General features: G+C 71.6%; 8 protein-coding genes. 2 read left to right on the plus strand and 6 right to left on the minus strand.

All coding sequences use genetic code 11. From position 1 onward, the window contains the following. Positions 1 to 289 precede the first annotated feature (289 nt). Positions 290 to 5272 (plus strand): NAD-glutamate dehydrogenase, encoded by a 4983-nt coding sequence (locus ACWCP2_RS07360; RefSeq protein ID WP_450907622.1) that lies wholly within the window; start codon positions 290 to 292, stop codon positions 5270 to 5272. Positions 5273 to 5351: 79 nt separating this feature from the next. Here the strand turns inward: ACWCP2_RS07360 and ACWCP2_RS07365 are convergent, their stop codons facing one another. Continuing rightward, positions 5352 to 6161, minus strand: coding sequence for an ABC transporter ATP-binding protein (locus tag ACWCP2_RS07365; RefSeq protein ID WP_450907623.1), 810 nt, complete (start codon positions 6159 to 6161; stop codon positions 5352 to 5354). Next, positions 6154 to 7014: an ABC transporter permease gene (locus ACWCP2_RS07370; protein ID WP_450907786.1), complete on the minus strand. Its 861-nt coding sequence runs from the start codon at positions 7012 to 7014 to the stop codon at positions 6154 to 6156. The genes ACWCP2_RS07365 and ACWCP2_RS07370 overlap by 8 nt, the downstream gene beginning before the upstream one ends. Positions 7015 to 7249: 235 nt before the next feature. Between ACWCP2_RS07370 and ACWCP2_RS07375 the strand changes: the two genes are divergently transcribed. After that, entirely contained in the window at positions 7250 to 7885 is a 636-nt protein-coding gene (locus ACWCP2_RS07375; protein WP_450907624.1) for a TetR/AcrR family transcriptional regulator, read from the plus strand. Positions 7886 to 8006: 121 nt separating this feature from the next. Here the strand turns inward: ACWCP2_RS07375 and ACWCP2_RS07380 are convergent, their stop codons facing one another. From ACWCP2_RS07380 to ACWCP2_RS07395, 4 genes are all read right to left on the minus strand, one after another. Next, a complete protein-coding gene (locus ACWCP2_RS07380) occupies positions 8007 to 10256 on the minus strand; it encodes a bifunctional glycosyltransferase/CDP-glycerol:glycerophosphate glycerophosphotransferase (protein WP_450907625.1) in 2250 nt (749 codons plus the stop codon). Between the two features lie 157 nt (positions 10257 to 10413). After that, positions 10414 to 11283: a carbohydrate ABC transporter permease gene (locus ACWCP2_RS07385; RefSeq protein ID WP_450907626.1), complete on the minus strand. Its 870-nt coding sequence runs from the start codon at positions 11281 to 11283 to the stop codon at positions 10414 to 10416. Next, a complete protein-coding gene (locus ACWCP2_RS07390; RefSeq protein ID WP_450907627.1) occupies positions 11280 to 12587 on the minus strand; it encodes a carbohydrate ABC transporter permease in 1308 nt (435 codons plus the stop codon). The genes ACWCP2_RS07385 and ACWCP2_RS07390 overlap by 4 nt, the downstream gene beginning before the upstream one ends. 4 nt (positions 12588 to 12591) lie before the next feature. Beyond that, positions 12592 to 13971, minus strand: a complete 1380-nt coding sequence (locus ACWCP2_RS07395; RefSeq protein WP_450907628.1) for an ABC transporter substrate-binding protein — start codon at positions 13969 to 13971, stop codon at positions 12592 to 12594. Between the last annotated feature and the right edge of the window lie 29 nt (positions 13972 to 14000).

A 14000-nucleotide genomic window follows, 5' to 3' on the forward strand; every position in this document is an offset into this window, starting at 1 on the left:
GCTCATGACGAGCCGGGGGTGGAGCGAGATAGCCTGGTACCCGTGATCAGCGCGATAGTTCTCGGAGGCACCGAAGCCTCCGCCCGGCGCCCGGCGCACCACCGTGCCCGGGCCCTCGCTGATCCCCGCCCCCGGGACATCCTGCCGATCATGGCCGATTTCCTCCCGGTGGGTTCTCTCGACGGCATAGCGTCGATCCCGGACGGACAACGACACCCCGCCTCGCGGTGCTATGCCATTCCTTCCTTCACCTACGTCACGCAATGGCGCGCGACAGGAGCCAGAGGACATGCAGACCAAGCTGGACGAAGCAAAGGCCGAGCTGCTCGCGCGGGCGGCACGGGTAGCTGAGAACAGCCCGGCCGGGGGGCTACTTCCGACTGGGTCCGAGCAGGGGGAGCGTCCCGACCGGGACACGACCCTCTCCTACCTCCAGCGCTACTACCTGCACACCGCCCCGGAGGACCTCCTCGACCGGGACCCGGTCGACGTGTTCGGGGCGGCGCTCTCGCACTACCGGCTCGCGGAGAACCGTCCGCAGGGCACGGCGAACGTGCGCGTGCACACCCCCACGGTGGAGGAGAACGGCTGGACCTCCAGCCACTCCGTCGTCGAGGTGGTCACCGACGACATGCCCTTCCTCGTGGACTCGGTGACGAACGAGCTGTCCCGGCACGGGCGCGGCATCCACGTCGTGATCCACCCGCAGGTGGTCGTCCGCCGCGACGTCACCGGCCGGCTCATCGAGATCCTCGGCCCCGACTGCGACGCGCACGGTCCCCGCACCGCGCGCCCCCACGACTCCCTCGTCGAGTCCTGGATCCACGTCGAGATCGACCGGGAGACCGACAAGGCCGACCTCAAGCAGATCACCGCCGATCTGCAGCGCGTCCTGTCCGACGTGCGCGAGTCCGTCGAGGACTGGGAGAAGATGCGCGACGCGGCGCTGCGCATCGCGCAGGAGCTGCCCGAGGAGCCGACCGCCCCGGACCTTCGCGAGTACGAGCTCGAAGAGGCCCGCGAGCTGCTGCGCTGGCTCGCCGACGACCACTTCACCTTCCTCGGCTACCGCGAGTACAACCTCGTCGACGGCGACTCCCTGGCCGCCGTGCCCGGCACCGGCCTCGGCATCCTGCGCTCCGACCCGGTCCACCACGGCCAGGACGAGGCGCACCCCGTCTCCCCGTCCTTCAACCGGCTGCCGGCCGACGCCCGGGCCAAGGCCCGCGAGCACCGCCTGCTGGTGCTGACCAAGGCCAACAGCCGCTCCACCGTGCACCGCCCCTCGTACCTCGACTACGTCGGCGTGAAGAAGTTCGACGCCGAGGGCAACGTCGTCGGCGAGCGCCGCTTCCTCGGCCTGTTCTCCTCCGCCGCGTACACCGAGTCGGTCCGCCGGGTCCCGGTCATCCGCCGCAAGGTCGCCGAGGTCCTCGAAGGCGCCGGCTTCGCCCCGTCCAGCCACGACGGCCGCGACCTGCTCCAGATCCTGGAGACCTACCCGCGCGACGAGCTGTTCCAGACCCCGGTCGACCAGCTCCAGGCCATCGCCACCTCCGTCCTGTACCTCCAGGAACGCCGCCGGCTGCGGCTGTACCTGCGCCAGGACGAGTACGGGCGCTACTACTCCGCGCTGGTCTACCTGCCGCGCGACCGCTACACGACCGGCGTGCGGCTGCGGCTGATCGCGATCCTGCAGGAGGAGCTCGACGGCATCAGCGTCGACTTCACCGCCTGGAACACCGAGTCGATCCTCTCCCGCATCCACTTCGTCGTCCGCGTCCCGCAGGGCACCGAGCTGCCCGTGCTGACCGACGCCGACGTCGAGCGGATCGAGGGCCGGCTGGTCGAGGCCGCCCGCTCCTGGGCCGACGGCTTCGGCGAGGCGCTCGTCGCCGAGCTGGGCGAGGAGCGCGCCGCCGAGCTGCTGCGCAAGTACGCGAACTCCTTCCCCGAGGGCTACAAGGCCGACCACTCGCCGCGCTCGGCCGTGGCGGACCTCTGCCACCTGGAGCGGCTGAACGCCAGCGACCGCGAGTTCGCGCTCTCGCTGTACGAGCCGGTCGGCGCGGGCCCCGGCGAACGCCGGTTCAAGATCTACCGCACGGGCGAGCAGGTCTCGCTCTCCGCGGTCCTGCCGGTCCTGCAGCGCCTGGGCGTCGAGGTCACCGACGAGCGGCCGTACGAGCTGCGCTGCACCGACCGCACCAACGCGTGGATCTACGACTTCGGTCTGCGGATGCCGCTGCAGAGCGGCAACGGGGACTCCGCCGGGACCACCAACTACCTCGGCGACGACGCCCGCGAGCGGTTCCAGGACGCCTTCTCGGCGGTCTGGCAGGGCGACGCCGAGAACGACAACTTCAACACCCTGGTGCTGGGCGCCGGACTGACCTGGCGACAGGCCGTGGTCCTGCGCGCGTACGCCAAGTACCTGCGCCAGGCCGGCGCCACCTTCAGCCAGGACTACATGGAGGACACCCTCCGCAACAACGTCCACACCACCCGGCTGCTGGTCTCCCTCTTCGAGGCCCGGATGTCGCCGGGCCGCCAGTCCGCCGGCACCGAGCTCGTCGACGCGATGCTGGAGGAGCTGGACGGGGCCCTGGACCAGGTCGCCTCGCTGGACGAGGACCGGATCCTGCGCTCCTTCCTCACCCTCATCAAGGCGACGCTGCGCACGAACTTCTTCCAGCTCAACGATGCGGGCGAGCAGCACTCCTACGTGTCGATGAAGTTCGACCCGCAGGCCATCCCCGACCTGCCGGCGCCGCGTCCGGCCTTCGAGATCTGGGTGTACTCCCCGCGCGTCGAGGGCGTCCACCTGCGCTTCGGCAAGGTCGCCCGAGGCGGCCTGCGCTGGTCCGACCGGCGCGAGGACTTCCGTACGGAGATCCTCGGCCTGGTCAAGGCGCAGATGGTCAAGAACACCGTCATCGTGCCCGTCGGCGCCAAGGGCGGCTTCGTCGCCAAGAACCTCCCGGACCCGTCGGTGGACCGCGACGCCTGGCTCGCCGAGGGCATCGCCTCGTACAAGATCTTCATCTCGGCGCTGCTCGACATCACCGACAACATGGTCGGCGGCGAGGTCGTGCGGCCCAAGGGCGTGGTCCGCCACGACGAGGACGACACCTACCTCGTCGTCGCCGCCGACAAGGGCACCGCGACCTTCTCCGACATCGCCAACGGGGTCGCCGAGTCCTACGGGTTCTGGCTGGGCGACGCCTTCGCCTCCGGCGGCTCGGCCGGCTACGACCACAAGGGCATGGGCATCACCGCCCGCGGCGCCTGGGAGTCCGTCAAGCGGCACTTCCGCGAGCTCGGGCACGACACCCAGACCCAGGACTTCACGGTCGTCGGCGTCGGCGACATGTCCGGCGACGTGTTCGGCAACGGCATGCTGCTCTCCGAGCACATCCGCCTGGTCGCGGCCTTCGACCACCGGCACATCTTCATCGACCCCACCCCGGACGCGGCGACCTCCTACGCCGAGCGCCGGCGGCTGTTCGAGCTGCCGCGCTCCTCGTGGGCGGACTACGACACCTCGCTGCTCTCCGCGGGCGGCGGGATCCACCCGCGCAGCGCGAAGGCCATCCCGGTCAACGCGCACCTGCGCGAAGCCCTCGGGATCGAGGCGGGCGTCTCCAAGATGACCCCCGCCGACCTGATGCAGGCCATCCTCAAGGCCCCCGTGGACCTGCTGTGGAACGGCGGCATCGGTACGTACGTCAAGGCGACGGCCGAGACGCACGCGGACGTCGGCGACAAGGCCAACGACGCCATCCGCGTCAACGGCTCCGATGTGTGCGCCAAGGTCATCGGCGAGGGCGGCAACCTGGGCCTGACCCAGCTCGGCCGCATCGAGTTCGCGCGCAGCGGCGCCGGCGGCGAGGGCGGCAAGGTCAACACCGACGCCATCGACAACAGCGCGGGCGTGGACACCTCCGACCACGAGGTGAACATCAAGATCCTGCTGAACTCGGTGGTCGCCGACGGGGACCTGACCGTCAAGCAGCGCAACAAGTTCCTCGCCGAGATGACCGACGAGGTCGGCCGCCTGGTGCTGCGCAACAACTACGCGCAGAACGTGGCCCTGGCCAACGGCGCCGCCCAGGCCCCCAGCCTGCTCCACGCCCAGCAGCGCTTCATGCGCCGCCTGGGCCGTGACGGCCTGCTGGACCGGGCCCTGGAGTTCCTGCCCAACGACCGGCAGCTGCGCGAGCTGCTGAACAACGGCAAGGGCCTGACCCAGCCGGAGCTGGCCGTCCTGTTCGCCTACACCAAGATCACGGTGGCGGACGAGCTCATCCACACCGAGCTCCCGGACGACCCGTACCTGGCCCGCCTGCTGCACGCCTACTTCCCGGGCGCGCTGCTCGCGAAGTTCCCCGAGCAGGTCGACGGGCACGCGCTGCGCCGCGAGATCATCACCACGGTGCTGGTCAACGACACCGTCAACAGCGGTGGCTCGACCTTCCTGCACCGCCTGCGCGAGGAGACCGGGGCCTCCCTGGAGGAGATCGTCCGGGCGCAGCTCGCGGCCCGCGAGATCTTCGGTCTGGCCGCGGTGTGGGACGCGGTCGAGGCCCTCGACAACGAGGTCGCCGCAGACGTCCAGACCCGGATCCGGCTGCACTCGCGGCGCCTGGTCGAGCGCGGTACGCGCTGGCTGCTGAACAACCGGCCGCAGCCGCTCCAGATCACCGAGACCATCGAGCTCTTCGCGGAGCGGGTGGAGCGGGTCTGGTCGGACGTGCCGAAGCTGGTGCGGGGCGCGGACCTGGAGTGGTACGAGGCGGTCATGGCCGAGCTGATCGGCGAGGGCGTGCCGGAGGAGCTGGCGGCCAAGGTGGCCGGCTTCTCGTCGGCCTTCCCGACGCTGGACATCGTGGCGATCGCGGACCGTACGGGTGTCGAGCCGCTGGCCGTCGCCGAGGTGTACTACGACCTCGCCGACCGGCTGGACATCACCCAGCTGATGGACCGGATCATCGAGCTGCCGCGGGCCGACCGCTGGCAGTCGATGGCCCGCGCGTCCATCCGCGAGGACCTGTTCTCGGCGCACGCGGCGCTGACCGCGGACGTGCTGGCGGTCGGGAACGGGGCTTCGACTCCCGAGGAGCGCTTCAAGGCGTGGGAGGAGAAGAACGCGGCGATCATCGGGCGCGCGCGGACGACTCTGGACGAGATCCAGGGGTCGGACGACTTCGACCTGGCGAACCTGTCCGTCGCCATGCGGACGATGCGCTCGCTGCTCCGGTCGCACGCGTAGCCCTGCGGGGCTCGCGCGGAACGGGCCGGGCCCGGGACCCTCAGGGGGTCCCGGGCCCGGCCCGTTCGTCGTGGTCCGTTCAGCGCTTCCTGGTGAATTCCTCGTACGCGTCGCAGACCTCTTCCGAGGGGCCGTCCATGCGCAGGACGCCCGATTCGAGCCAGATCGCGCGGTCGCAGGTCTCGCGGACCGTGCCGATGCCGTGGCTGACGAGGAAGACGGTGCCGGCGTGTTCGCGCAGTTCCTCGATGCGGGCCTGGCTGCGGCGCTGGAAGGCGGCGTCGCCGGTGGCCAGGGCCTCGTCGATCATCAGGACGTCGTGGTCCTTGGCGGCGGCGATGGAGAAGCGCAGCCGGGCGCCCATGCCGGAGGAGTAGGTGCGCATGGGCAGGCTGATGAAGTCGCCCTTCTCGTTGATGCCGGAGAAGTCGACGATCTCCTGGTAGCGCTCGCGGATCTGCTGCTTGGTCATCCCCATGGCGAGGCCGCCGAGGACCACGTTGCGTTCGCCGGTCAGGTCGTTGAGCAGGGCGGCGTTCACGCCGAGCAGCGAGGGCTGGCCGTGCGAGAAGATCCGGCCGCCGGCGACCGGCTGGAGGCCCGCGATCGCGGCCAGCAGGGTGGACTTGCCCGAGCCGTTGGTGCCGATCAGGCCGATGGCCTCGCCCTTGTACGCGGTGAAGCTGACGCCCTTGACGGCGTGCACCTCGCGGATGCCGGGGGCGGTCTTGCGGGAGAAGAGCCGGCTCAGGGCCGCGGTCGCGCCGCCCTTGCGGCCGCCCGAGCCCTGCACCTTGTAGATCACGTGGACGTCGTCGGCGATGACCGTCGGGACCCGGGTGGTGGCGGCGGTTGTGGTGCTTGCGGTTGCGGTAGCGGTGTCAGCCACGGCCGTACTCCTCCTCTGCCTTCCAGAAGAAAACGAACCCGCCGAGGCCGGCGAGCAGGGCCCAGCCCAGGGCCACCAGCCAGACGTGCGGCGGGAGCTGGCTCGCCTTGTACGAGTCGATGAGCGCGAAGCGCATCAGGTCGATGAAGACGGCGGCGGGGTTGAGCTTGAGGGCCATCGAGACCCAGGACGGCAGGTGGTCCGTCTTCAGCATCTGGTCGATCGACCACATGACGCCCGAGCCGTACATCCAGGTCCGCAGGATGAACGGCATCAGCTGGCTGATGTCCGGGCGCTTCGCGCCGATCCGTGCCATGACCATGGCGCAGCCGGCGCAGAAGACGGCCATGAGGACGAGGGTGGGCGCGGCGAGCAGCCAGCTCAGGGCCGGGGTCTGGCCGTAGATGAGCAGCAGGATGATCAGCGCGCCCATGGTGATCAGGAGCTGCTGGAAGAGCTGGACGACGGTGGACAGCGGCAGGGAGGCGCGCGGGAAGTGCAGGGCGCGGACCAGGCCGAGGTTGGACTGCACGGCGCGCGTGGAGGCGTTGAAGCAGCTTCCGATGAAGTCCCAGACGAAGACGCCCGTGATCAGGAACGCGATGTAGTCCGGTACGCCGCGCTGGGCGTGCATCACGATGCCGAAGATGAAGTAGTAGACGGCCGCGTTGAGCAGCGGGGTCACCAGGTGCCAGACCTGGCCCAGGCTCGCCTGGCTGTACTGGGCGTGCATCCGGGCGGTGGCGTACGCGGTCACGAAGTGGCGCCGGCCCCAGAGCTGCGCGATGTAGCGGGGGAGCGTGGGGCGGGCTCCGCTGAGGGTCAGGCCGTGGGCCTCGGCCAGCTCGGCCACGGGGTCCGGGGCCGTCGCCCTGCTCTTGTTGTTGTCCCTGCCCTTGCCCGTGGTCCGGCCCGTGCGGTGCGAGGGGGCGGGCGGTGGCGCGGTGGTCACTGTCACGAGAGTCGCTTTCGACGGGGTCCGTGCGTCGGGATCGACGATGGGACGGGGCCGTATCGTCGCTACGGTGAGGGTAGGTCGTGCATCGTCGAAACGCAACCGTATCGGCGTCGCGGGTTATGCTCTGCTCATGACGCCTGAGCCCCCTGCCGCCCCTGCCGCACCCGCCGCCCGCAGAGCCCCCGCGGGGGCCGCCGTCCTGCGGGAGGACGTGACCGAGGCGATCCGGACGGCCGTCGTCGAGGAGCTCGCGACGGTGGGCTTCGCGCGGATGTCGATCGAGGGCATCGCGCGGCGGGCGGGCGTCGGGAAGACGGCCGTGTACCGCCGGTGGAAGTCGAAGCTGCACCTGGTCCTCGACCTGGTGGGCGCCTTCGCGGCGGACGGCCTGCCGGTGCCGTCGACGGGCTCGCTCTACGGGGACGTACGGGCGCTGCTGGAGGTGATGTCGCACGTGCTGCGGCATCCGGTGGCCTCGGCGGTGATCCCCGACCTGCTGGTCGAGGCGGCGCGGAATCCGGAGATCGCGGACGCGGTGCGGGGGGCGCTGCTGGACGGGCAGCGGCGGATGGCGGAGGGGATCATCTCCGAGGCGGTGTCGCGCGGCGAGCTGCCCGTGGGGGTTGACGCGGGGAGGGCGCTCGATCTGGCGATCGGGCCGTTGTACTGGCGGCAGGTCGTCGTACGGGACACCGTGCCGCGGGGGTATCTGGACGACCTCGCCCGGTCGGTGGTCGCCGGGCTCACGGCCGGGCCGGCGGCGTAGGCTGCGCCGCCGCTGCGCGGGGCTCGCCTCCCCTACCCGCCCTTCGCCCGTTCCCCGGGCGCTGCCCGGAGCCCGGTCCTCGAACGCCGGACGGGCTGGGGAGGCGAGCCCCGGGGGCGGACTACGGCCAGCGGCCCGTGGTGAGGTGGGCCAGGGTGGGTTCCGGGGTGGCGGAGGGGGCCGCGGGGGTGGGGCGGCGGTCTTCCAGGGGGGTGATGGGGGGCGTCGGCTGGCTCAGGAAGACGCGGCGGACCACGCGCTCCGCGGCCCGGCCGTCGTCGTGCGTGCAGAACCGGGTCCGGAAGGACGCGCGGAGCTGGGCGGAGCGGGAGCCCTGCCAGTGGCCGGTGGAGAAGATGTCCACCAGCTCGTCCTCGGTGCGCGCGATCGCCCCCGGGGGGAAGGCCCGCAGGTCGAAGTAGGTGCCGCGGGAGGCCTCGTACGCCTCCCAGTCGTCGGCGTGGATGACGATCGGGCGGTCCAGGGCCGCGTAGTCGAACATCAGGGACGAGTAGTCCGTCACCAGCGCGTCCGAGGCCAGGCAGAGTTCCTCGACGGAGGGGTGCGCGGAGACGTCGAGGAGCCGCGGGTGGGGTTCGGGGGCGGGTGAGCCCGCGTACGTGAGGTGGGTGCGGGTCAGGATCGTGTAGCGCGGGCCCAGGTCGCGCAGGATGCGGTCGAAGTCCGGGTGGGCCGGGCGGCTGCGCCGGTAGTCGCGGTGGGTCGGCGCGTACAGGATCGCCGTGGAGCCCGGCGGGATGCCGAGGCGTTCGCGCAGTTCCAGGACGTCCGCCTGGGTGGCCCGGTGGAACACGTCGTTGCGCGGGTAGCCGTATTCGAGCGTGGTGTAGGAGGACGGGACCGCCTTTTCCCAGACCAGGGTCGAGTGACGGTTCGAGGAGAGCAGGTAGTCCCACTGGTCCGCGCCGCGCAGCAGGCCCGCGAAGTCCGGTGTGGGGGTGGCCGCCGGGCGGTCCTGGAGGTCGAGGCCGACCCGCTTGAGCGGGGTGCCGTGCTGCGTCTGGACGAGGATCTGGCCGGGGCGCTTGACCAGCGCACGGTCGAAGTTGACGTTCGTGACGAGGTACGTGGCCCGGGCCAGGGCCGTCCAGTACGCCGCCGAGCCCGGGCGCAGCGGGGTGGTGCCGCGGGGCAGGGTCGGGGCGTGCTCCGGGTCGCAGATCCACGCGGTCCGCATGCGCGGGGCGAGTTCGCGCAGCTTGGCCTCGATCGCCGCCGGGTTGCAGGCGTAACCGCCGTGCCAGTACGCGGAGAAGACCGCCAGCTCCGGGCGGAGCGGGAGCAGCCGCTGGGCGCGGTAGTGCAGGCGCAGGGCGGTTTCGCGCAGGCCCCGGCCCAGGGTGAGCCCGGCGCGGCCCGCCGTGAGCGAGGCCGAGCGGAGCAGGGAGAGGATGCGGTACGCGCGCCGCGTGCCCAGCCGCATCAGGAGGTGGCGGGTGCGGTCCGTGCGGCTCAGGGACAGCGGCCGGGGGCCCGGCACCTGGTAGCGGCGCAGCAGCGCCGAGGCCCGGGCGAAGAACTCGGCCCGGGCGGCGCGCGGGAGCCGGCGCGGGTCCGCGTACAGGGCGCAGAAGTGCTCGGCCATCCGCCGGTGCACGGCGGGCCGCCAGCGCTCCAGCTCGGGGCGGGTGGCGAGGTAGCCGAAGACGCGGTCGTACTGGTCGAAGACGTCCAGGTGGCGCCGGGTGGACGTGGTCAGGATCGAGCCCGTGCGGCGCTGGCGGTAGTGGACGCAGACCCGGTCCAGGACGGCGACCGACTCCGCCGCCAGGAGCGCCGGGTAGGTCCAGGGGGTGTCCTCGTAGAAGCCGGGCGGGAAGGAGAGGCCCTCGCGCTCCACGTACTCGCGGCGGTAGGCCTTGTTCCACACGACCATCAGCATGCCGAGGAGGGCGGGGCGGTCGGCGAGGCGGAAACTGGCCGGACCCTCCTCGGAGAGGCGGTGGGACTGGCTGTTGCGGACCAGCTCGCCGGACCAGTAGGTGCGCGCGTAGTCGTAGACGAGGACGTCCGGGGAGCCGGTGGCCTTGAGCCGGTCGGTGATGGCCTGGAGGGCGCCGGGGGCCAGGGTGTCGTCGCCGTCGAGGAAGAGCACGTAGTCGCCGGTGGCCCGGGAGAGGCCCGCGTTGCGGGCCGGTCCCAGGCCGAGGTTGTGCGCCAGGTGCACGGCGGTGACCCGGGGGTCGCGGGCCGCGTGGTCGTCGATGATCGAACCGCAGGCGTCCGGGGAGGCGTCGTCGACCACGATCAGTTCGAGATCCGGGTACGACTGGGTCAGGACCGAGTCCAGACTCTCCTGGAGGTACGCCTGGACCTTGTACGCGGGCACGATGACGCTGAACCGGGGCACGGCACATCCAGGGGTCGGCGCGGACATATGGCCCAGGAACCCCCGGCGTGGTGATCGGGTTACGCGGGGTGCGGCATTCGGGTTACGGAGCGTCAACCCGGCACGTCAACACCATGATCAGAGACTGATTTCTTGATCGATCCCCGGCTGTCGCCGCCTACTTGATCGCTCCCGCCATCACCCCCGAGACGAACTGCCGCTGGAAGGCGAAGAAGACGACGAGGGGCACCACCATCGACAGGAAGGCGCCGGGCGCGAGCACGTCGATGTTGTTCCCGAACTGCCGCACCTGCTGCTGGAGCGCGACCGTGACGGGCGGGTGCGCCGAGTCCGCGAAGACGAGGGCGACCAGCATGTCGTTCCACACCCACAGGAACTGGAAGATGCCGAGCGAGGCGATCGCCGGACCGCCCAGGGGCAGCACCACCCGCGCGAACAGCCGCAGTTCGCCCGCCCCGTCGAGCCGGGCCGCCTCCAGCAGCTCGCGCGGGATCTCCGCGAAGAAGTTGCGCAGCAGGAACACCGCGAACGGCAGCCCGAAGGCGGTGTGGAAGAGGACCACGCCCGCGGTGGTCTCGAACAGGCCGATGGAACCGAAGAGTTCGGAGACCGGGATCAGCGCCACCTGGACGGGTATGACGAGCAGCGCGACCACGATCAGGAACAGCCAGTCACGGCCGGGGAACTCCAGCCAGGCGAAGGCGTATCCGGCGAACGATCCCAGCGCCAGGACGAGCAGGGTCGCCGGGACGGCGATGGCCGCCGTGTCGATCAGCGAGCCCGTGACCGTGTCGTTGGACAGCAGCCGCTCGTAGTTGCCGGCCGTGAGGCGGGAGGGGGCCGTCAGCACCCGCCACCAGCCCCCGTCGTTCAGATCGGTGGGGGAGAGGAACGAGGAGGCCAGCAGCCCGAGCGTGGGCAGCAGCCAGAACAGGGCCGTGAGGACCAGGAAGACGCGCAGCGCCCCGCCGGCCGCCCGGGCGGCGAGGGACCGCGAGGTCGGCACGGTGCGCGGTGGTGTGCTCATCGGCGGGCCTCCCGGCGCATCCGGCGGATGTTGTAGGCCATGACGGGAGCCACCAGCACCAGCAGCAGCACCGCGATGGCACTGCCCAGCCCCGGATCGGCGTCGGTGCCGAAGGAGGTCCGGTACAACTGGAGCGCCAGGACGTTGGCGTCGTCCTGCACCGCGCCCGGGGCGATCACGAAGACCAGGTCGAACACCTTCATCACGTTGATGACGAGGGTCACCATGACGACGGCCAGGACGGGCGCCAGCAGCGGCACCGTGATCCGCCGCAGCACCTGCCACTCGCTCGCCCCGTCCACCCGCGCCGCCTCCAGCAGCTCGCGCGGTACGGCGGCCAGCCCGGCCCCGATCAGCACCATCGCGAACCCGGCCCACATCCACACGTAGGCCCCGATCACCGCCGGGGTCACCAGGGTCGGGCCGAGCCACTCGACGCCCGCGTACGCCTCCCGGAAGTTCGAGGCGGGCAGCCGCAGCGTCGCGCCGTCGGCCGCCGCGGACAGGGTGAAGGTGCCGTCCGCCCGGGTCCGCGCCGAGTCGACCACCCGGCCGTCCTTGACCGCCTCGACGCGCAGCCCCGACAGGGCGGACTCGGTGGGGTCGACGCTGTTCGTCGTACCGCCCCCGCCCCGGGTGAAGTCCTGCCAGGCGGTGCCGGTGACCTTCCCGGGCTCGGTGCCGGCCGGCTTCGCCGTGGCGGTGCCCTCGGGCAGCGCGTCCGGGGCGATCCCGACCAGCGGGAGGAGGGCCGCCGTGCCCGCCCGGACCGGATCGCGGGTCACGTACGCGCCCCCGTCCGCCGGGACCAGCGGCGACTCCCGGCCGGGGCGGGCCTTGGGGAAGGCGGAGGACTCGGCGAAGGTGTCGTGGACGCCGACCCAGACGGCGTTGGCGACGCCCCGGTCGGGGTCGGCGTCGTAGACGAGCCGGAAGATGATGCCCGCCGCGAGCATCGAGATGGCCATCGGCATGAAGACGATCAGCTTGAAGGCCGTTCCCCAGCGCACCCGTTCGGTCAGCACGGCGAACAGCAGACCGAGCACGGTGGCGGAGACCGGGGCCAGCACCACCCAGATCGCCGTGTTGCCCAGCGCCGTGCGGATCGTGTCGTCGCGCAGGATCTCCCCGTAGTTCCCGGCGCCCACGAACTCCTCGCCCGAGCGGTCGAAGAAGCTGCGGTACAGCGAGTAGCCGATGGGGTGCACGACGAGCGCGCCGAGCAGGACGAGGGAGGGCAGGAGGAACGCCGCGGCCGTCAGCCGGCGGCGCCGGGTCTCCCTGGCCTTGGGGGAGGTCGCCACGGGATCAGTTCCCGTAGGCCTTGGCCGCGTCCGCCTCCAGCCTCGCCTGCGTCCCCGCCACGTCGGCCGGGTTCGCCAGGAAGTCCTGGAGCGCCTTCCACTCGCCCGCGCCCGGGGTCCCGCCGAACGCCGCCGGAGCCTGGTCCGACATGTCGAAGCGGAAGTCGTCGCCGGCTGCGATCAGGGCCTGGGCCATGCCGCGCTGGATGTCGTTCGGGTACGCGGCCGGCTCCAGGGACTTGTTCGGGGAGAGGAACCCGCCCTCACGGGCGTGGATCCGCGCCGAGTCCGCCGAGGCCAGGAACGTCAGCAGCGCCTGCGCGCCCTTCGAGGGCTTCAGCGCGACCGCCACGTCCCCGCCCGAGACCACCGGGGCCTTGGCGCCGACCGCCGGGAAGGGAAAGACCAGCGCGTCCGTGCCCACCTTCGCCTCGGTCTGCGCGATGTTCACCGCCACGAAGTCGCCCTCGTAGACCATCGCGGCCGCCGGCCGGTCCCCGCCGGTGAAGGTCTGCGTCACCGACTTCGGGAACTCGGTCGCCAGCGCCCCGCTCTGGCCGCCCGCCAGGAAGTCCTTGCGGCCGAACAGCTCGGCGAGCGAGGTCAGCGCCTGCTTCACGCTGTCGTCCGTCCACTTCAGCTGGTGCTTGGCCAGCTGGTCGTACTTCTCCGGACCCGCCTGCGAGAGGTAGACGTTCTCGAACCAGTCGGTCAGGGTCCAGCCGTCGGCCCCCGCCACCGACACCGCCGGGGTGCCGGACGCGGAGAGGGTGTCGGCCGCGGTGAGCAGCTCCTTCCAGGTCTTCGGGGGCGTCACGCCCGCCGCCTCGAAGGCCTTCGCGTTGTACCAGATCAGCGACTTGTTGGCGGCCTTGTAGTACACGCCGTACTGGGTGCCGTCGACCGCGCCCAGCGTCTTCCAGCCGGGCGAGTAGTTCTTGTCGAGCTGGGCCTGCGCCTCGGCGCCGACCGGCTGCGCCCACTTGTTCTTCACCGCCGAGACCAGCGCCCCGACCTGCGGGAGCAGCGCCACGTCCGGCGGGGCGCCGCCCGCGATCTTCGAGCCGAGGAAGGTGACGATCGGGTCCTGCGCCGGGACGAAGGTGACCGTGGCGCCGGTCCGCTTCTCGAACTCCTTCAGCACCTTGACGAAGTTCGCCTGCTCCGCGCCCGTCCAGACGGCGGCGACCTCCAGCTTCTCCCCGTCGAGGCGGGGTAAGGCGACGGCCGGCCCGGCCGAGGTGCCGGGGCCGTCCGCGGCCTTCGCCGGCTCCTTGCCGTCGCCGCCGCACGCGCTGAGCGCCAGCGCGCCGGCCACGGCCAGAGCGGCCCACGTGTGGTGCCCGCGGAGAGATGTAGTGCGGCTCGTTCCCTGCTTGCGCATGGCGGTGCCCCCGGTGCCTCGCTGGCGAT

Source organism: Streptomyces sp. NPDC002104 (assembly GCF_053593795.1).

What these genes read in the sequence shown, in the direction of transcription:
- ACWCP2_RS07375 (WP_450907624.1), top strand. Translation starts at nt 7,250, where the DNA reads ATGACGCCTGAGCCCCCTGCCGCCCCTGCCGCACCCGCCGCCCGCAGA.
- ACWCP2_RS07360 (WP_450907622.1), top strand. Translation starts at nt 290, where the DNA reads ATGCAGACCAAGCTGGACGAAGCAAAGGCCGAGCTGCTCGCGCGGGCG.
- ACWCP2_RS07395 (WP_450907628.1), bottom strand. Translation starts at nt 13,971, where the DNA reads ATGCGCAAGCAGGGAACGAGCCGCACTACATCTCTCCGCGGGCACCAC.
- ACWCP2_RS07385 (WP_450907626.1), bottom strand. Translation starts at nt 11,283, where the DNA reads ATGAGCACACCACCGCGCACCGTGCCGACCTCGCGGTCCCTCGCCGCC.